The organism is Roseburia sp. AF15-21, assembly GCF_003479505.1.
GTDB lineage: Bacteria > Bacillota > Clostridia > Lachnospirales > Lachnospiraceae > Roseburia_C > Roseburia_C amylophila.
The window spans coordinates 305,173-325,476 of sequence record NZ_QUHG01000001.1 but is presented as its reverse complement, the minus strand read 5'-3'; the positions used below and the strand labels follow the sequence as shown (position 1 = coordinate 325,476).

Sequence of the window (20,304 nt, the reverse complement as noted above, 5' to 3'; positions counted from 1 at the left end):
TTACATTAAGCTCCTTCCGCTTAAGGAAATATATGGTTTGATATGTTCCATAACAGAATCGAACTGTTCGAAGTTCAGAGACTGCGGACCATCGGAAAGTGCATGTGCAGGGTCATTATGTACTTCAATCATCAGACCATCGGCACCGCAGGCAATACCGGCTTTAGCAAGCGGCTCAACGAAAGAGCGGACACCGGTTGCATGGCTTGGGTCAACGATGACCGGAAGATGGGTACGTTCCTTTAAGACACATACTGCACTTAAGTCTAAGGTATTTCTGGTGGAAGTTTCAAATGTACGGATACCACGTTCACATAATGCAACGTTTGGACTTCCGGAAGAAATAATATATTCTGCTGCATTCAACCATTCATCAATCGTAGCAGACAGACCTCTCTTTAATAAGACAGGAAGACCGGCACGGCCAACTTCTTTTAATAATTCGAAGTTCTGCATATTTCTGGCACCGACCTGAAGCATGCTGACATATTTTACAGCAGATTCTACGGCATGTGCACTGGTTACTTCACAAATGGTTGCAAGACCTGTTTCATCAGAAGCGGTCTTCATATATTTTAAACCTTCTTCCTCAAGACCCTGGAAAGAGTATGGGGAAGTACGAGGTTTGTAAGCACCACCACGAAGAATGGTTGCTCCTGCCTTCTTGACTGCACGGGCAATGCAAAGAAGCTGTTCTTCTGTTTCAACGGCACATGGACCTGCCATAATTGTCATGGTATCAGGACCGATTACGGTATCCTTAACCTTGAAACTGGTTGGCTGTGGGTGGAACTTCTTATTGGCTAGCTTGTAGCTTTCGGTAATCGGAACTACCTTTTCTACTTCAGGGCTGGCTTCAATGCGCTGAATATCTAATTTGGTTTTATCACCGACCACTCCGATGATTGTAACTTCTTCCCCATGTGAAAGATGTGTTTTTAATCCTTCTTTTTCCACTGCATCTACAATTTTATCTACATCCTGTGGAAGAGCGGATGGTTTCATAACAATAATCATAATTTATAATCCTCACTTAAAAAAATGTCACCTGACCGGACTATTATAATATGAGAAGAAACGGAATGCAACCGCATCTCTCCGGTGGTGCATGTATACTATAACGGAATCAGAATATAATGTCAATACTTTAAAGCATTAAAGTTTAACGTACGAAAATATAAAATTTCACAATAAAATTATCAAAAATAGTGCAAAATGTTTACTACACATTTACAATTCATTCATAAATGTTGTGTATAATACATAATATAGTTGAAGAAAATAACTTGATTTAGTAAAATATATACATAAATCTATAGTACAGGAGGAATAACATATGGAAGTATTTACAACGGACAGAATCAGAAACGTCGTGCTTTTAGGACATGGTGGAGCGGGAAAGACCAGTCTGGTGGAAGCAATGGCATATTTATCCGGCATGACAACCCGTATGGGAAAGATTTCTGATGGAAATACTATCAGTGATTTTGATAAAGAAGAAATCAAAAGACAGTTTTCCATCCATACTTCGGTTGTTCCGGTTATCTGGGATAATACCAAGATTAATTTCTTAGATACTCCGGGATATTTCGACTTTGTCGGTGAAGTGGAAGAAGCAGTCAGTGCCGCAGATGCAGCAATTATCGTGGTATCCGGCAAGAACGGAATTGAAGTGGGTACGAAGAAAGCCTGGGACATCTGCGAGAAATACAATCTTCCGAGAATGATATTTGTTACGGAGATGGATATTGATAATGCAAGCTTCCGGCAGGTAGTAGAAGATTTACAGCAGTTATATGGCAAGCGGATTGCTCCATTCCATCTGCCGATTCGTGAAAACGAGAAATTTGTAGGCTATATCAATGTGGTTCGTAAGAGTGCCCAGAGATGGAATGATAAGGGTGAAGTAGTAGAATGTGAGATTCCGGAATACAGCCAGAATAACCTTGGAATCTGTACCGATGCCCTGATGGAAGCGGTAGCAGAAACCAGTGAAGAATTCATGGAGCGGTATTTTAATGGTGATGAATTCTCAGAAAACGAAATACGTCAGGCACTTCGCGTGAATGTGGCGGATGCCAGCATGGTTCCGGTTTCCATGGGTTCCAGTATTCTTGCACAGGGTATGTACACCTTGTTAGATGACATTATAAAATACTTCCCAAGCCCGGATAAGCGTTCCTGTACCGGAATCAATGCCAAGAGCAATGAAGTATATTCTGCAGATTATGATTTCTCAAAGCCAAAATCAGCATATATTTTTAAAACAATTGTAGACCCGTTTATTGGAAAATATTCTCTGATAAAAGTAAATTCCGGTGTGTTAAAAACCGATGATTTGCTTTTTAATCATCATCGGGATACAGAAGGCAGGATTGGAAAGCTCTATGTAATGTGCGGCAGCAAACCACAGGAAGTACCGGAGCTTCATGCCGGAGATATCGGAGCATTAGCAAAGCTTTCCGGAGCTATGACAACCGATTCCCTGTCTACAAAAGCCAATCCGATACTCTTTATCCGGACAAGTATTTCAGAGCCATATACCGGCATGAGGTATAAAGCAAAGAATAAAGGTGATGAAGATAAAATTTCCCAGGCACTGCAGAAAATCATGCAGGAAGACTTAACCATTAAGACGGTAAATGACAGTGCTAATCACCAGACACTGATTTATGGTATCGGGGAACAGCAGTTGGAGGTTCTGGTAGAAACCTTAAAAAATAAATATAAAGTAGAGATTGAACTGAGCCGTCCGAAGGTTGCATTCCGTGAAACCATCCGAGGAACCTCAGATGTGGAATATAAATATAAGAAACAGTCTGGTGGACATGGCCAGTATGGACATGTAAAGATGCGTTTTTCACCATCGGGAAATCTTGAGGAAGCTTATGAGTTCTCGCAGGAAGTGGTTGGCGGAGCGGTTCCGAAGAATTTCTTCCCTGCAGTAGAAAAAGGGCTTCAGGAGGGCGTGCAGAAAGGACCTTTGGCGGCATATCCGGTACTTGGTATTAAGGCAGTGCTTTATGACGGTTCCTATCATGCAGTAGATTCTTCGGAAATGGCATTTAAGGTTGCTGCAAGAGAAGCCTTAAAGAAAGGAATCTTAGAAGCAAAGCCGGTGCTTTTAGAACCGATTGCCAGCCTTAAGATTACATTACCAGACGTTTATACCGGAGATGTAATGGGAGATTTAAATAAGAAGCGGGCAAGAGTTCTTGGTATGACACCGGATAACAAAGGAACCACCGAGATTTTAGCGGATATTCCTTATATTGAATTATATGGTTATGGCACAAGACTTCGTTCCATGACACAGGGAAGCGGAGATTTCTCCTACCAGTTTGCCAGATACGAACAGGCACCGGAGGAAGTCGCAAGGGTACAGATGGAAGAACGGGCATCCAAGCTTGCTTCAGAAGAAGATAAATAGTGTAGTGAGATAAGTGTAATGAGAAAAAATATCTGTTAAGACAAACGGATGACGAAAGAGAGGTGGTGGTGACATGGGAAAGAAAAGAACTTTTTTTGCAATTGTTTTAATTATTGCGCTGTTTTTCGATAATTCGCAGTTTTCAGAAGCAAAAGCACTTCGTTCTCTGCCAATCACTACCTCTCTTTATTACAGCATGGAGCCGGAAGATGCCAATGTATTAAAGGAAGATTATGATATCACCTATTACTTAAATGGTGGAATCCCTTCTTCTGATTTGACTTATAACTATATTATAGAAGAACTTCCTCTAACCCTTGATATACCGGAAAAACCGGGATATAATTTCGCTGGCTGGTATACCGAAAGCAGTTATCAGAATAAGATTACAGAGATAAACATTGATAATTTCGGAGACGTATCTTTATACGCAAAATGGACCAAGAAGATTGATTCTTCTTACAGCGTGGAAATGTATCCATATTCCACGGCATCACAGATGAGCGGAAATGACCGGATGTTAAAGGATTGTGGATTCAGCTTTGCCTATGATGTAAATATTCCGGGAATGCCATCCACCAGGGAACAGGATTATGCACAGAATATGACATCCACGGACAACCAGTGTCCGCAGGGAATCTGCATTACCGAAGATTATTATATGATTACAGCATATAATACGGATGATTCGGAAAGCCTTGGAGCCCTTTATATCTTTGACAAAGAGACCGGAGAATATATGGTTACTCTTGGCATGAAAAAGAACAGCCATCTTGGAGGACTTACCTACGATGGAAGAAATGTCTGGATCTGCCATTCGGACACAAGGTCTTTGGAGCGGCTTAGTTACAGTTATATAAAAAAGATTGCAGAGTCCAAACCGAAGATTTTTGTGGATGCCACCGGAATGTTTGAAGAATACCGTGTAGCGAATATGCCATCCTGCATTACCTGGCATGATGGAATTCTCTGGGTAGCAACACACAATGCCTTATTCAAATCCATTATGATTTCTTATAAATATCAGGATGGAGAACTGATGGAACAGCAGCGCTACCAGATACCGGAAAAGGTGCAGGGAATTGCTTTTGATGAACAGGACAGAGTGTATTTAAGCACATCCTATGGAAGAAGCAATTCATCCTATTTAAAGATTTACCAGAATGTAGATGCAATGGATACAAAGCCGCGGACACCGGAACTTAAGGTGGAAATGCCACCATGTTCCGAAGAAATTAATTATGCAGACGGCAATATCTATGTGCTGTTTGAATCGGCAAGCTCGAAATATTTTGAAGGCACAGACGGAAAAGGGAAGAGCATTTGTCCGATAGACCGGATTCTTACAATTGATACAAATACCATTTTTCCTTGACAAATTGAGGGCATGTGATAGAATTTTATGAGTATAAGTCTCTAAAAAGGCATTCTATCAGCATGTCCTTATTTTATGGACGAAAGCTGTTTAAATTAGGAGGAATTGAAGATGTCACAAACAACAGTACCGTATAATCATAGAGCGGTAGAGCAGAAATGGCGTAAAGTCTGGGAAGATAAGCCAATTAACGTAAATGATGGCAAGAAGCCGAAATACTATTGTCTGGATATGTTTCCATACCCATCCGGAAACGGACTCCATGTAGGTCACTGGAGAGGCTATGTAATATCTGATGTATGGAGCCGCTATAAGCTTATGCATGGATATTATGTCATTCATCCGATGGGATGGGATGCATTTGGTCTTCCGGCAGAGAACTACGCAATTAAGATGGGTGTTCATCCGGAAAAATCTACCGCTGAAAATATCAGGAATATCAAGCGTCAGATTCAGGAAATTGCTGCAATCTATGACTGGGATATGGAAGTAAATACCACCGATCCTGAATTCTACAAATGGACACAGTGGATTTTTGTAAAAATGTTTAAAGCCGGACTTGCTTATGAGAAAGAGATGCCAATTAACTGGTGCCCATCCTGTAAGACTGGTCTTGCCAATGAAGAAGTTGTAAATGGTAAATGTGAGCGTTGTGGTGCTGATGTTACCAAGAAGAACTTAAAGCAGTGGATGCTTAAGATTACCAAATATGCTGACCGTCTTCTTGCAGACCTTGATAAGCTTGACTGGCCGGAAAAGGTTAAGAAAATGCAGACTGACTGGATTGGTAAGAGTAATGGAGCAGAAGTCAACTTTAAGGTGGATGGAAGCGATAAAGAGATTACTGTTTATACCACAAGACCGGATACTCTTCACGGAGCAACCTTCATGGTACTTGCACCGGAGCATGCTTTGGCAAAAGAGCTTGCAACTGATGAGACAAGAGCTGCAGTAGAGGATTATATCTATCAGTCATCCCTGAAATCTTCTGTAGATCGTTTGCAGGATAAAGAAAAGACTGGTGTATTTACCGGTTCTTATGCAATCAATCCGTTGAATGGTGCAAAGGTTCCAATCTGGCTTTCTGATTATGTATTAGCTGATTATGGTACCGGAGCAATTATGTGTGTTCCTGCACATGATGACCGTGACTTTGAATTTGCAAAGAAATTCAATATTCCAATTATCCAGGTTATTGCCAAAGATGGTAAGGAAATTGAAAATATGACCGAAGCTTATACCGAAGCAAAAGGTATTATGATTAATTCTGGTGACTGGAATGGAATGGAGTCGTCCGTTCTTAAGAAAGAAGCTCCGGAAATGATTGAAAAGATGGGCTTTGGTAAGAAGACAACCAACTATAAATTAAGAGACTGGGTATTCTCCCGCCAGCGTTACTGGGGCGAGCCAATTCCAATCGTACATTGTCCGGATTGTGGAGCAGTTCCGGTTCCGGAAGAAGAGCTTCCATTACTGTTACCGGAGGTTGAATCTTATCAGCCGACAGGTACCGGAGAATCACCGTTGGCAGATATTACGGAGTGGGTAAATACCACATGTCCTTGCTGTGGTAAGCCTGCAAAACGTGAGACCAATACCATGCCTCAGTGGGCAGGTTCATCCTGGTATTTCTTACGTTATGTAGATAACAAGAACAAAGATGAATTAGTAAGCCGCGAGAAAGCAGATAAATATCTTCCGGTTGATATGTATATCGGTGGAGTAGAGCATGCAGTACTGCATCTTCTGTATTCCCGTTTCTATACCAAATTCTTATATGATATCGGAGTAATTGACTTTGATGAGCCATTTACCAAACTGTTTAATCAGGGTATGATTACCGGTAAGAATGGTATCAAGATGAGTAAATCTAAAGGAAATGTCGTCTCACCGGATGATCTGGTTCGTGACTACGGCTGTGATTCCTTAAGATTATATGAGCTGTTTGTTGGACCACCGGAATTGGATTCTGAGTGGGATGATCGTGGAATCGATGGTGTATACCGTTTCATCACCAGATTCTGGAATCTTGTAATGAGCCAGAAGGATGCAGATGTTGCTGAAACCAAAGAACTGGTTAAGATTCGTCATAAACTGGTATATGATATCACCCAGAGACTGGAAAGCTTCAGCTTAAATACTGTAATTTCAGGGTTCATGGAATACAACAACAAACTGATCGACCTTTCCAAGAAGGGCGGCGTAGATAAGAAGACACTTGAAACTTATGTGCTTCTTCTTGCTCCGTTTGCACCACATATTGCAGAAGAACTGTGGAGCGAGCTTGGTCATGATACTTCCGTATTTGCAGAAAGATGGCCGGAGTATGATAAAGATGCAATGGAAGATGATGAAGTTGAAATTGCAGTACAGATTAACGGCAAGACAAAGGGTGTTGTCAGCATTGCAAAAGATGCTTCCAAAGAGGATGCACTTGCTGCAGGAAAAGCTGCAATTGCAGATAAGCTTACCGGCAATGTAATCAAAGAGATTTATGTACCGGGTAAAATCATTAATATTGTAATGAAATAATTTGAGAAGAAATTCTCACAACAGAATAAAGTGCTTGGAAATATTGAAAAGTTCGCTTAAAATCAAGGTTTGCAGACATTTTTCTTCAAAGAAAAGGTATCATAGAATACCGCATAATATCGTAACAGATTTTTAAAATGGAGTAAATTTGGAGTAAAAGTTGAAAGAAAATGGAGTAAATATTTCAAATAAACAAGGATATGCATTTTTGCATATCCTTGTTTGCTATAATCCTTTTATAGAAATGTGACTTTGCTTGTCAATTATGGTAAAATCTATTCAGATAGTTATATGTTTATGTAGGGAGATAAATTGTAATGGAAAATACAGAAAAATATCGGGGTACTACTTCGGAATTAGATTCGGAGGCAATACAGAAATTATATTACGAGTATCAGATGACAAATCAAGAAATAGCAGATATGACATGGAGTACAAAAGCAAATGTCAATAAAGTGTTAATTCATGGGATAAAGCATTATACATCTTGGTTTATGGAAATGTTATCAGAAGATGATGAGAAAATTTTTAGAAAAATGTTAATGTACCACAAATTCAGTTATTGGAATGAGAAACAGCAAAGACGGTATCTTATTAAAAATAGTAGGGATGGAAAAATATGTTTAATATATTTTGATGAAAAATGTGTTAAATGTATGTTTGATGAATTTGTTCCAGAGGATTTAAAAACTCTTTCAATAGTTGAAAAAATGAATATATATAATGAAATGGACTATGAGGTGCTGAAATGTAGTGAACGGGATAGCATTTTGAAAAAGGAATGTATTTTACTAAATGGAGATTCTAAACAGCTTTTTAAAAAAGCGGCTCATAAAAGAAATATGAAAGGAAAAGAATATGCTCAATTTCTTGGATTTGAAAGTTGTTTAACAGAAAAGGATTCAATTAGAGATTCTAGAATAATCAAATTTTTTGAGGAACATATGGTTGATGGTGTTGTACAATTAAGTTCATCACCAGAAAATCAATGGATTCGAAATTATGCACATCGTTGTGGAATGCATTTAGATGAATTTCTTGATTTTTATGGATATAAAAAATCAAGGCGTGCTGATGAGTATGTTTCTGAAAATAAGAATATAAAGTATAAGAAAGAGTTAAGTAAATACATTATAGAGCCACCCAATATCGTATATTTTTCTTCACAAGACAAAATTTATCAAACAATATATAATGTAGCAAAGTTGAATGAAATGTCAATAGATGAGTATATTTTGTCATTAGGGTATGTTCGTTCTAAAAAAAGTAATACGATAAAAGAACTAACAGAGGAAATTGATGAAATTATAGATTTGGAAGAGCAGGAAATCAGAAAAAAAGAAATATCAGAAAATAAGATAGAACGAAATCATAAGTTAATAGATAAACTAAAAAGAGCATATGATTATGAATGCCAATTATGTTCAAATGAGCAAAGAATGCCAATAGAAAAACAAGATGGAACAAAATACGTAGAAGTACATCATATAAAAAATCTGTCTGAAGAATATGATGAAGAAGGAACTTTGGATAAAAAAGGATATAGCAGACCAGGATTCTTTGGATCCATAAACCATTATGATGCAAACGGAAAAAAGTAGGCGAGAGCAGACCAGGATTCTTTGGTGGTATGAACGACTATGATGCAAATGGAAAGAAAATCGGACATAGTTCGCCTTCCTTTTTTTGGTGGTATGAATCATTATGACAATAACGGGCATAAAGTAGGTGAGAGTCGACCAGGATTCTTTGGCGGTTTAAACCATTATGATGACAAGGGGCATAAGCGGGGGCATAGCAATCCAGGATTTTTAGGTGGATTCAATCATTACGGTTAAAACTGCACAGAGAGCAGCACAAGCGGCAAGGGCTGCGGCAAAAGCCGCCGTGGTTACGGTAAAGGCGATTGCCAAAGCGACCGCACTTGCCATTAAAGCGATTATTGCCGGAACGAAAGCCTTGATTGCCGCTATCGCCGCAGGCGGCTGGGTGGCGGTTTTGGTTATTATCGTGATTTGCCTGATTGGTATGATCCTCGGCTCAGTATTTGGCATTTTCTTCTCAGACGAAGATTCCGGCACTGGAATGAGTATGCAGACCGTTGTGCAGGAAATCAATACCGAATACGATACCAAGCTGCAAGAGGAAAAGAACTCGGTATCCTATGATGTTCTTGAAATGAGTGGCAGCAGAGCCGTTTGGAAAGAGGTGCTTGCCGTTTACTCTGTAAAAACGAATACGGATCAAGATAACCCCCAAGAGGTTGCCACAATGGACGATGGCAAAAAGCAACTCTTAAAAGACATCTTTTGGGAGATGAATCAAATATCTTCCCGAACAGAGAGCAAGACCGAAACAGTTATTACCGAAACCGATGACGGACACGGTAATATCGTGGAAACTGAAAGCACGGTCACACAAACCTATCTGTATATTACCGTCAGCCACAAGACTGCCGAGGAAATGGCGGCGCAATATGGTTTTAACGAAGAACAGAAAGGCTACCTCGCTGAACTGCTTGCAGATGAAAACAATTACCTTTGGTCACAGGTGCTTTACGGCATTACAGGCGGCGACGGACAGATCGTGACCGTTGCACTCTCTCTGGTTGGCAATGTGGGCGGTCAGCCGTATTGGTCGTGGTACGGTTTTAACTCCCGTGTAGAATGGTGTGCTTGCTTTGTATCTTGGTGTGCCAACGAGTGCGGCTATATCGACGCTGGAGTTATCCCAAAATATGCAGGCTGTGTCAACGGAGTACAATGGTTTAAGGATCGTGGACAATGGCTGGATGGCAGCGCCGAGCCTGCCCCCGGAATGATTATTTTCTTCGATTGGGCAGACGAAAGTGGTCAGGATGGATTATCCGACCATACGGGTATTGTTCAAAAGGTCGAAAACGGCAAGGTTTATACGGTCGAGGGCAACTCCGGCGACAGTTGCCGAGTCAATGAGTATTCTATCGGTTATTACGAGATTCTTGGCTACGGCGCACCTGCCTATTAAAATACACAAGCCGCCTGCATTTTGCAGGCGGTTGGATTACATATCAGAAAGATATTGTGCCGGTTTGAAAACTAAAAGTCTCAAAATACAGACTTAATAATTGCGATTTCACTCTCAAAGTGCTATAATACAAACTATATTTGGGTGGAGGTGCGGAAATGAAAGTACGGTACAACAAACTTTGGAAACTTCTGATTGACAAGGGAATGAAAAAGAGTCAATTACGAGAAGCGGTCGGGGCAAGCAAAAGTACATTTGCGAAACTCGGAAAAAATGAAAATGTTACCCTTCCCGTGCTGTTGAATATATGCGAATACTTAGAGTGTGATTTTGGCGACATAATGGAAGCCGTACCCGAAAATGAGGTGTAGGATCAATGAACAAGAAGATTTTAATTGTGGATGACGAAAAAGAAATCGTTGATCTGCTTGAAGTGTATTTGAGTAACGATGGTTATTCAGTATATAAATGTTATAATGGGTTAGAGGCGATGAAATGTATCAAACAGTCGCAGATTGATTTAGCGATACTTGATATTATGCTGCCGGATATTGATGGTTTTCGACTTTGCCAAAAAATTCGGGAAAAGTTTTACTTCCCTATTATTATGCTTACCGCCAAAATTGAGGATAGCGACAAGATTATGGGGCTTACGATTGGTGCGGATGATTATATAACGAAACCGTTTAATCCTTTAGAGGTTGTGGCAAGAGTAAAGACGCAATTAAGGCGTTATCAGAGCTATAACAGTCCTAATTTGAGCCAATCCGAAGAAAAAGACGAGTATGACATCAGAGGTCTACTGATAAACAGAGTCAGCCACAAGTGCTACTTGTATGGCAAAGAAATAGCCTTGACTCCGTTGGAGTTTTCTATTCTGTGGTATCTGTGCGAACATCAGGGTAAAGTTGTCGCCTCGGAGGAATTATTTGAAGCCGTGTGGAAAGAAAAGTATCTTCGCAACAGTAACAATACGGTAATGGCGCACATTGGGCGGCTTCGGGAAAAATTGAATGAACCTTCAAAAAATCCGAAGTTCATTAAAACTGTTTGGGGGGTAGGGTATGAAATTGAATAAAAAAGAAAAAAACTATCTGCTCTCTACCTTGTTCAAAGGGTATGTAATTCAATGTGCGATTTGCTCTGTGCTTATTTTTGGCGGTACTTTTCTTTTAGGAATTATGGCAGAGGAAATTCTCCGCAAGTATGTTTTGTATTATTACTTGTATTACAGAACAGTATATCTTTATATAGTGGCTGTAATCGTGTGGGGTGGCTGTATTATATACATGACATACCTACTTTTGAAAAAAGTAGTCGCCTATGTGTACGAGGTACAGGCTGCGACAGGAAAAATGTTCGATCAGAATGTCAGTTACATTGAAATGTCCCCGGAGTTGAGTGAAATCGCCGCTAACATCAATCAGTTAAAACAAGAGGCTGAAAGTAATGCAAGGCTTGCAAAAGAAAATGAGCAGCGAAAAAATGACCTGATTATGTATCTTGCACACGATTTGAAAACACCGCTTTCTTCTGTAATCGGGTATCTTACTTTACTGCGTGATGAGTCGCAAATCTCAAAGGAACTTCGAGAAAAGTACCTTTCAATCACTCTTGGTAAGGCAGAACGGTTAGAGGATCTGATTAACGAGTTTTTCGAGATAACACGATTCAATATATACGATATTACATTACAATACACGAAAATCAATTTAACTCGCCTGCTGGAGCAACTTGTATATGAATTTAAGCCTATGCTCAAATCAAAGAATTTGCAATGTAATCTTTGTGTTGATGATGATATAATGCTTCGATGTGACGCAGACAAAATTCAGCGTGTTTTTGATAACCTTTTGAGAAATGCGGTTATCTACAGTTTTGAAAATACGGATATCACGATCAGCGCACAATGTCAGGAAGATACGGTCAGCATTATTTTTTGTAACCACGGCGATACTCTGCCGGAAGAAAAGTTAAACAGGATTTTCGAGCAGTTTTATCGGCTTGACGCAGCGAGAAGTACAAGCAGTGGAGGAGCTGGATTAGGTTTGGCGATTGCAAAGCAGATTGTTGAACTACACAATGGTACAATCGTTGCAGAGAGCCAAGAGGATCAAAACAAGTTTTCAATTACTTTGCCGTTGGCGTAGGAAAATTGTAAGAATTTGCATAGAAAAAAAGAGGAATATCTTACGAGCAATCAAGAAAATACGGGCTTCTGTTTTGGTACAATAAAAGTATCAAGATAGAGGCTCGTATTTTTTGTGATACAGCATAAGGAGGAATGATGAAGTTGCTAAGAAAACAAATGCTGCTATGTTCTATTTTGTTTCTTGTATTTACGCTATCTGCCTGCTCTGCAATTGGGCAGACAGACGAAAACAATCTTACAGATAGCGCAACATCCGCAGAAAAAACGGTATCAGTTGTACGAGGGACAATTACTCCAACCGTTTCAACGCAAACGACTATTGTTCCGGCAGTACCGTTTATTATTTTCTCACCCGAAAATGGCATATTTAATACAGCGGTAGAATTAGAAGAAAAAATCACTGCCGGGCAAATTATTGGAACTGTGAACGGCAAAGAATTGAAATCTCCGGTGGATGGTACAATTACCTCTATTGCCCCATCCAATGAAAGCGTACCGAGTAATTATCCCGTAGCGATAGTGCATTATACAGGATTTGCCCTCAATGTAGAGGCAGATAATTTTTTGAGTACCTTACCGGAGTATGCAGAGTTGAAAGCAAAATTTCAAGTATATGATGGTGTAGGACCAACCGATATGATTGCCGTGGTGTCGCCTGCCGCAGATGAAAATGCGTTTACGGGAATCGTGCCGCAAGAGGGCATTCTGCAATGCTTGATCAGTCAAACAGTCGATGTGAAATCGGGGCAAAGTGCAACGGTAGTCATAACGGCGACAACGAGAAATGATGTCCTTATATTGCCGCTGTCGGTAATAGCGGGTAGACAAGGGACGGGATTGGTTACTGTAATTACTCCGAATGGAGAAAGAGTGGAAACAAAAGTGACATTGGGTGTGACAGACGGAGCCAATATAGAAATACTGTCCGGCTTAGAGGAGGGCGATGTAGTTTCTGCTACTCCGCCAAACCTTGATCCGAGGGGGATTTGATAAAATGAAAGGAATTTCCGAAAAGACTTTAATCAAAATAAAGGATTTGAAAGCAAGCGTCAAATTGAATAATGGCGATATGCTGACAACAGTAACCAACGCTAATATGGAATTGCAACGAGGGCGCAGTTATGCCATTGTCGGAAAGTCCGGCTCAGGCAAAACAAGCCTTATATCCATTATTGGCTTGTTAAATCGGGAATATGAGGGCGAGTACCTTTATGATGGTATATCTATTTCTGCTTTGAAAGACCGTGATCTGTCTATACTGCGAGCCAATAATATCGGATTTGTATTTCAGAACTACTCTCTGATTAAGCACTTGCGGGTATGGGAAAATATCGAATTACCCCTACTCTATGCCAAAAAGTCGTTTACCGCCAAACAGCGTCACGAGATAATTACAGGCTTGCTAAAAAGTGTCGGCTTAGAAAGCAAGGAAAATGATTACCCAATCAATTTGTCCGGCGGTGAACAACAAAGAGTTGCAATCGCAAGGGCGCTTGCAGTATCTCCGGAAGCCATTTTATGTGATGAGCCTACGGGAGCGTTGGATAAAAAGACGGGAACGCAGATTATGGAACTGTTGCACAGCGTCGTAAAAGAAAATGGAATTATGCTGCTGTTGGTTACGCACGATCCTGATATTGCAGATACCTGTGATACGATTTTTGAAATGGATGGAGGGAGGATAACTTGTGCTAAAAATGATACTTAAAGACCTTCGTCTGTCTCCACTTAGAAGTATTCTGACAAGTGTTTCAATGCTTGTAGGCATTATCGCAATGCTTGGATCGGTATTAGTTGGTACGCTTGGACGGGAGTATTTGATTTCCGTAAACGCACAGGTATATGGCTGGTCACCTACTTACTCATTCGTGATAACGGAATCCGATTTTCACGATAGAAATAAAATGGAACAATTATTCCAGAGATTTGAAGCCATTGATGATGTAGCCGCTGTTACTTTTTCTATGGGAGAAGATATTCGATTTGCACCAATGAAAGATTTAACGCCAATACCGCCGAATGATGTTTACCAAAACCTGATGGCTTTTGATTTAGTTTGCACCACGGAGGCATATAGTCAAGTCTATAATCTTCCAATGACATCCGGTAGATGGTTAGAGCCTTCGAGTGAGGGCGGATCGCTTGAAGTGGTCATAAACAAAGAAGCTAAAAACTATTTTAATGATTCGCCCTATGCTGCAGGAAATGTAAAAAGCACACTTTCGTTAACCCCATTCAATATTGTCGGAGTAGTAAACGATGGCAGGGATTTTCCGACTATCTATGCGGATTCTGCGGCGATCCTCAATTTCGCACCAGCAATGTGGCAAGTACAAAATGCAAATGTGTATTGGCATCCCACAACAGGACTGACAATCGAACAGATACATTCTGCCCTTGGCGACATTTTGACTGATACCATTGGCGGTTACTGGGAAAGTGCTGGGCGGAGTGATATTGGAGATACCTATGATTCGGTATTGTCCATACTGCAATTAGGGCTTTTGGTTACTTCGCTTTTGTTGCTGTTTGTTTCCGTATTAGGGCAGATCAATATCGGACTATCTTCATTGGAACAGCGCACACATGAGTTGCTGATCCGCAGAGCGATAGGTGCTTCACGAACAAATATTGTGGCATTGGTTTTAGGCTCACAGTTGATTTTATCAATATTCGTTTGCTTTGCAGCTATTTTGATTTCGCTGATTTTGGTGCATTGTATTGGAGCGTTGCTCCCTGTGGATTCCCCGGTGGGAACACCGAGTTATCCAATCAGCGTTGCTGTTGTTGCAGTTGCTGTGTCTGTGCTTACAGCATTATTGGGCGGATTATTACCAGCATTGAAAGCAGCAAAATTAGAGCCTGCATTGGCTCTTAGATAATAAAACTCAATTCAAGGAGGAAACAAAATGAAACGAACAATCTCAAAATCCGAAAGACCGTACAGACTGTTATTGTGTGTTATGATTTCTTTGCTGGTGATTATGCTGGCAGGCTGCTCCACTTCTTCGGACTCCGACACAAACACAAGAGGTTTCACGGACTTTGCTACCATTGAAGAAGAATACCTAACGACCATTGAGAGTTTGAATTGGCCGGAGGGCTTTACGCCGCCTGATGCTTTGGAAGGCGAAGATACGGGAGCGTCTTTTCAGATAGGATATGGCGATACAAGAGCATCTAACCTTTGGGAATATTCTTGGATGCAGGAATGGCTTGATACTTACAATACGGATTCGGAAAGGGCGGCAAAAGCCTTAGCTGAACTCGAAAAAGCCTTTGATATGCCTTATATGGGAACAGATCGCTGTGATGACGCCACACGCAAATATCTTCGTGATAATATTGATAAAGCTAAGTTGGGAGATCCGTCTGGATTTACAGAGTGTATTCAGGCAAATTATGCCGATTAAAAATGGCACATAGGAGTTTTGGTGTTGGGAGGTGAGCACATATATGCAGAGAAAACGCCGTAAGAAAAAACGATTTGGAGTATTTTTGTTTTTGCTTGTAGTTTGTATCGGCATAGGTATAATGTTTGTGCCGTGGGCAATGCAGCCGGAAAATTTCAGAGAGGTAAAGAATAAAATAAATGGTTTTCTCTACAAAGAAGATTTTCCTGACTCTTATAATGCAAAATCGCTGATTTTGGTGGATTGTTCTGATGATGAAATATTTGTTTCAAAAAACGAGAACGAGCCACAAATTCCTGCAAGTTTAGCCAAGCTGTTTGTTATTGAGTATGCGTCAACTTTAGCAGACCTTGATAGTATCGTTGTTGCAGACTATGGTGCTATTTCACTCACGAAACCTGGCTCGTCTGTTGCTCAAATCAAGGAAAAAGAATACTTTTTACACAATCTATTTGCGGCAATGTTAGTACCGTCAGGGAATGACGCAGCTTATGTGGTTGCTGATTATTGTGGAGGATTACTTTCGCCGCAAGCAGAAAGCTGTCAAGAGCGTGTGAGGATTTTCATGGAGAACTTAAACCTGCATTTGCAACAGCAGGGGTACTTAGACACAGTTTTATATGATCCGAGTGGTTTTGATATGGAGGCACTTACCACCACTTTAGATTTGAAAGAAGTAGTATATCGGTTGTTGGAATACTCGTGGTTTAGAGAAATTGTATCTCAAAACACTTATACGGCAACACTGCCTGATGGCAGTACACAAATATGGCAGAATACAAACGCCTTCCTTGATCCGACATCCGAATATTACAACGAAAATGTATGCGGAATTAAGACTGGCTCTCTGTCTGACGACTATAACTTGATTGTGCTTTATCAGCAGCACGGAAAAGAGTTTTTGATATGCAGTTTAGGCTCTCAGTCCGATTCCTCTCGTTATGACGATGTGAATTTTATTCTGAAAACGATTGATGAATCGTATTATCTCACGCAATAAATCTTATGTTGTCCAAGACAAAAAAACTAACCAAGGGGGGTGATAATATCGGACGAATCGTAATAATGGAGTTCAAAGCACAAGACTCAACAGCCTTTGACGATATGCTGGCTTTTGTAAAACAGCACCCTGATTTTGAAAAATTAGAGATTTCATATGAGCCGACATTATCCCTTTCCGGCTTAGAAATCAATTTGAGCCGGCGCAGAGTTATCAATAACGGTCAGGAAATTGAACTGACCGTCAAAGAGTACGATATACTCTGCTTGCTCGCAGCCAATAAAGGTCGTGTTCTTACATACGAGCAGATTTATGATAAGGTGTGGGGCGAAATATCAGCAGGCAATGAAAAGGATACCGTAGGCTTTCACATTCGGAATCTTCGTAAAAAACTTTGTGATACAAACTCTCACTTTTCCATAGATAGTGTTCGTGAGATCGGCTACCGCTTTAACAGTCAGTAAGCAGTCCCTCGTAGTTCATAATGAATTGCGAGGGATTATTCATTTTCTAAGACGGTATGTCGGAATTTGATAAATCCCTGCAAATGTTGATTTTATACGACTGTTAAGAGCAATATCGTGTCTAAACTTGCGACTGGACTTTGCATTTTCTACGAGTTATCTTCGTAATATCTCGGCATTATACTACTGGAATGTTTATCATAAACAGGGCATGATTTATGGCAGAATGGGCAGTCGTTCTCGTGCCATTTATTAGGTCTTGCTTGGATACGAATATGTTTAACTCCATTCTTATCAGAGTAAAGATTACAATTTTTTATAACTGTGTTCTTGACATTAAGGACACTTTTGCATAATGTATTAACTGAAGCCACTTGTGAATACTCCTTTTGTGTTTTTCTTCGCAGTTAATACATTAAAGGACACAAGTGTTTTTTCAATATGGTGTTGTTAATTTATGGTGTTAGGCTTCCACCATTATGCCAGAAGCCTCATATAAATTTATTGGGAAGAGTTACCAATCAAGTTTTCTCAGAATCCGAAGAATGGGATATTGATACGGTGTCAGAAACTATTGCATCGGAATATGAAAGAGCAACGAATCTTTCGATAAATAAAGAGAAGCAGAATTTGCCAATAGAAGAAAAACGAACGATAGATGTTAAAGAAATACGAGAATGGCTGAACTTTATTATTACGATTATATCAGTTGTTTTGGGAGTTACGAATTCTTCAGCAACAACGATAAATAATTACAATTATACACAACAAGTCAATAATTATTACATCGTTGGAATGGGATATGATGCGAAGGAGCTAAATACGACTAAATATAGAATCGTTAATAGAGAATCTATTGTACGACTGAAGCATGACTGCCATTCGATTGTAATTGAAAAGCTTGAGGAAGGGAAAGTTGTTAGAATTATAGATAAATATAAAAAGTGGCGACAGATAATTTGGGAGAATGAAGATGGTGAAGAATGTATGGGGTGGATTCAAAATTATAGATTAACTGAGTTTAAAGTGCCTAGAAATAAATGATGTATATTTGATGAAATAGAATCTATAAGTGAAGGAAGTATTATGTGTGGTAGATATTATATTGATTCTGATATGGCAGATGAAATCGAAAAAGTAGTGCATGATATAGACCAACGGATCCGGCAGGAACATTTTGCAGGAGATATCTTTCCAACCAATGTAGCACCGATCATTGAAAAATCAGAACATGGATTGAAACTGGATGTTTGCAAGTGGGGATATCCATTGTCACAAGGAAAGAATCTGGTTATAAATGCAAGAGCAGAATCTGTTATGGACAAACCTTCTTTTCGAAATGGAATCCTCTATCACCGCATTTTGATACCGGCAAGTGGGTTCTATGAATGGAATCGGTTAAAAGAGAAAAATACATTTTCCAGATATGATGCACCAGTATTGTATATGGCTGGCTTCTGTGATTGGTTTGAGAATGAACGACGATTTGTGATTATGACTACAGCAGCCAATGAATCTATGATAAAAGTACATGATCGTATGCCGCTGATATTGGAAAAAGGACAGCTGAAAGATTGGTTCGATGACAGGAAAATGGAGCAAATTCTGCATCAGGTACCGGTTCAGCTAAAACGAGAGGCAGAATACGAACAGCAGAGCTTATTCTTATAATGGTTCAGAGGAGAAATAGAAAGATGCAAATATTTGTTGATGCAGATGCCTGCCCAGTGGTTGCGATCATTGAAAAGATTGCAAAAGATAATAGTGTTCCGGTAATGTTGTTGTGTGATACAAACCATGTTCTGTCATCGACTTATAGTAAAGTTGTTGTTGTCGGTGCAGGAGCAGATGCAGTAGATTATAAACTGATTAGTATCTGCCATAAAGGAGATATTGTCGTATCACAGGACTATGGTGTGGCTGCAATGGCATTGGGAAAAGGTGCTTATGCTATTCATCAATCAGGTAAATGGTACACGGATGATAATATTGATCAGATGCTAATGGAACGTCACCTGGGTAAAAAAGCCAGAAGAAGTTCCCGTAAATGTCATGTCAAGGGACCGAAGAAGCGGACGGAGGAAGATGATGAAAGATTCGCTCAGTCTTTTGAAAAAATGCTTTTGATGGCACGGGAGAAAGAAGGCAGATGAGGAATTGTAGATGCAGAGGAACGACAGAAGCTATAAAGACTTAAAACAAAAACAGAAGAGTGCAATAGCAGATAAAACATACAAAATGCACTTGAAGTTTTATCTTGAGAATCAGCGAATACATACGCTACAAGGTGTTATGAAAATGGAGTAGACCAACAGGTAGTGCAGAAACTCTTAGGTCACTCAATATTGGCAATGACAACCGATTTATACACTCACGTTTCAGAAGAGAAGAAAAAAGAAGAAGTAGCTGAACTGAAAATATTGGCTTAAATTTGGAGTAAAAATAGAGTAAATCAGAAGATAAATAGCGAAAAACAGCGTAAAACCAACATTCTCAAGTAGATATAAATATTGTTCAGAAATAAATATTTCAAAAAACGAGGATGTGCATTTTGCATATCCTCGCTTGCGTTATAAGAGACTATTTTTTCTTTTTCTGTAACATCTGCATCATCTGCAGCATTTTATCTGCTTTTACACGTTCTGCTTCGGACATATTCTGCTTTAATAATTCAATTAATAAAGTTGTTTCAGTATTCGAAAATGTCATACCGTTTTGTTTGGCATTATTGGCGGCGTTCATGACCGTGGAAGCCATGGATTTGGCATCCTTTGTATCAGTATTATTAGAAGCAAAATCCATAAGAAACTGCAGCTTTTCCGGTGAAATATCATTTAAGGCAGGATTGCCTTTCAAAAAGTCTAAATTCATAAAATCCTCCGTTCTTAACAAGTTGACAGGGAACCATAAAATAACAAATGATAAAGTGATG

General features: G+C 39.8%; 20 protein-coding genes and 1 pseudogene. 19 read left to right on the top strand and 2 right to left on the bottom strand.

The window, feature by feature from the left end; all coding sequences use genetic code 11:
- Entirely contained in the window at window positions 1-1,017 is a 1,017-nt protein-coding gene (aroF, locus tag DWW33_RS01580) for a 3-deoxy-7-phosphoheptulonate synthase (protein WP_022243873.1), read from the bottom strand.
- Between the two features lie 319 nt (window positions 1,018-1,336).
- Here aroF and DWW33_RS01575 point away from each other — a divergent pair, with 319 nt between their 5' ends.
- The 19 genes and pseudogenes from DWW33_RS01575 to DWW33_RS16260 form a co-directional block, all read left to right on the top strand.
- Window positions 1,337-3,430 carry an elongation factor G gene (locus tag DWW33_RS01575; protein WP_117841088.1) on the top strand — a complete coding sequence of 698 codons (2,094 nt, stop codon included), beginning with the start codon at window positions 1,337-1,339 and terminating at the stop codon, window positions 3,428-3,430.
- Between the two features lie 73 nt (window positions 3,431-3,503).
- Window positions 3,504-4,805 carry an InlB B-repeat-containing protein gene (locus DWW33_RS01570; protein WP_118172550.1) on the top strand — a complete coding sequence of 434 codons (1,302 nt, stop codon included), beginning with the start codon at window positions 3,504-3,506 and terminating at the stop codon, window positions 4,803-4,805.
- Window positions 4,806-4,916: 111 nt separating this feature from the next.
- On the top strand, window positions 4,917-7,337 hold the full coding sequence (gene leuS, locus DWW33_RS01565; RefSeq protein WP_117698990.1) for a leucine--tRNA ligase: 2,421 nt from the start codon (window positions 4,917-4,919) through the stop codon (window positions 7,335-7,337).
- A gap of 317 nt (window positions 7,338-7,654) precedes the next feature.
- On the top strand, window positions 7,655-8,938 hold the full coding sequence (locus DWW33_RS01560) for a hypothetical protein (protein WP_118638715.1): 1,284 nt from the start codon (window positions 7,655-7,657) through the stop codon (window positions 8,936-8,938).
- A 39-nt stretch (window positions 8,939-8,977) separates the two neighbouring features.
- On the top strand, window positions 8,978-9,175 hold the full coding sequence (locus DWW33_RS01555; RefSeq protein ID WP_243088485.1) for a hypothetical protein: 198 nt from the start codon (window positions 8,978-8,980) through the stop codon (window positions 9,173-9,175).
- Window positions 9,153-10,343, top strand: coding sequence for a CHAP domain-containing protein (locus DWW33_RS01550; RefSeq protein WP_008703824.1), 1,191 nt, complete (start codon window positions 9,153-9,155; stop codon window positions 10,341-10,343). Before DWW33_RS01555 ends, DWW33_RS01550 begins: the two co-directional genes overlap by 23 nt.
- A 158-nt stretch (window positions 10,344-10,501) precedes the next feature.
- Entirely contained in the window at window positions 10,502-10,714 is a 213-nt protein-coding gene (locus DWW33_RS01545; protein ID WP_008703822.1) for a helix-turn-helix domain-containing protein, read from the top strand.
- 5 nt (window positions 10,715-10,719) lie between these two features.
- Entirely contained in the window at window positions 10,720-11,421 is a 702-nt protein-coding gene (gene vanR, locus DWW33_RS01540; RefSeq protein ID WP_004853366.1) for a VanR-ABDEGLN family response regulator transcription factor, read from the top strand.
- Window positions 11,408-12,493: a sensor histidine kinase gene (locus DWW33_RS01535; RefSeq protein ID WP_008703821.1), complete on the top strand. Its 1,086-nt coding sequence runs from the start codon at window positions 11,408-11,410 to the stop codon at window positions 12,491-12,493. Before vanR ends, DWW33_RS01535 begins: the two co-directional genes overlap by 14 nt.
- A gap of 137 nt (window positions 12,494-12,630) precedes the next feature.
- The gene (locus DWW33_RS01530) at window positions 12,631-13,485 is read left to right on the top strand and encodes a hypothetical protein (protein ID WP_226841040.1); all 855 of its coding nucleotides are present in this window, start codon (window positions 12,631-12,633) and stop codon (window positions 13,483-13,485) included.
- Window positions 13,486-13,489: 4 nt separating this feature from the next.
- On the top strand, window positions 13,490-14,203 hold the full coding sequence (locus tag DWW33_RS01525; RefSeq protein WP_004853372.1) for an ABC transporter ATP-binding protein: 714 nt from the start codon (window positions 13,490-13,492) through the stop codon (window positions 14,201-14,203).
- Window positions 14,193-15,377, top strand: coding sequence for an ABC transporter permease (locus DWW33_RS01520; protein ID WP_117456454.1), 1,185 nt, complete (start codon window positions 14,193-14,195; stop codon window positions 15,375-15,377). Before DWW33_RS01525 ends, DWW33_RS01520 begins: the two co-directional genes overlap by 11 nt.
- 27 nt (window positions 15,378-15,404) lie before the next feature.
- Entirely contained in the window at window positions 15,405-15,908 is a 504-nt protein-coding gene (locus DWW33_RS01515; RefSeq protein ID WP_015514509.1) for a hypothetical protein, read from the top strand.
- A 43-nt stretch (window positions 15,909-15,951) separates the two neighbouring features.
- On the top strand, window positions 15,952-16,908 hold the full coding sequence (locus tag DWW33_RS01510) for a D-alanyl-D-alanine carboxypeptidase family protein (RefSeq protein ID WP_012744280.1): 957 nt from the start codon (window positions 15,952-15,954) through the stop codon (window positions 16,906-16,908).
- A 5-nt stretch (window positions 16,909-16,913) separates the two neighbouring features.
- Window positions 16,914-17,372, top strand: coding sequence for a winged helix-turn-helix domain-containing protein (locus DWW33_RS01505; RefSeq protein ID WP_012744279.1), 459 nt, complete (start codon window positions 16,914-16,916; stop codon window positions 17,370-17,372).
- Window positions 17,373-17,813: 441 nt separating this feature from the next.
- On the top strand, window positions 17,814-18,416 hold the full coding sequence (locus tag DWW33_RS01500; RefSeq protein WP_118638714.1) for a hypothetical protein: 603 nt from the start codon (window positions 17,814-17,816) through the stop codon (window positions 18,414-18,416).
- Window positions 18,417-18,458: 42 nt separating this feature from the next.
- Window positions 18,459-19,043, top strand: coding sequence for an SOS response-associated peptidase (locus tag DWW33_RS01495; protein ID WP_012744277.1), 585 nt, complete (start codon window positions 18,459-18,461; stop codon window positions 19,041-19,043).
- A 23-nt stretch (window positions 19,044-19,066) separates the two neighbouring features.
- A complete protein-coding gene (locus DWW33_RS01490; RefSeq protein WP_117841085.1) occupies window positions 19,067-19,525 on the top strand; it encodes a YaiI/YqxD family protein in 459 nt (152 codons plus the stop codon).
- A 132-nt stretch (window positions 19,526-19,657) separates the two neighbouring features.
- Window positions 19,658-19,801 (top strand): annotated as a pseudogene (locus tag DWW33_RS16260) (tyrosine-type recombinase/integrase); the annotation flags it as partial.
- A gap of 151 nt (window positions 19,802-19,952) precedes the next feature.
- On the opposite strand, the gene DWW33_RS01480 reads toward DWW33_RS16260, so the two are convergent.
- Window positions 19,953-20,243 (bottom strand): hypothetical protein, encoded by a 291-nt coding sequence (locus DWW33_RS01480; protein ID WP_117698642.1) that lies wholly within the window; start codon window positions 20,241-20,243, stop codon window positions 19,953-19,955.
- Window positions 20,244-20,304 lie beyond the last annotated feature (61 nt).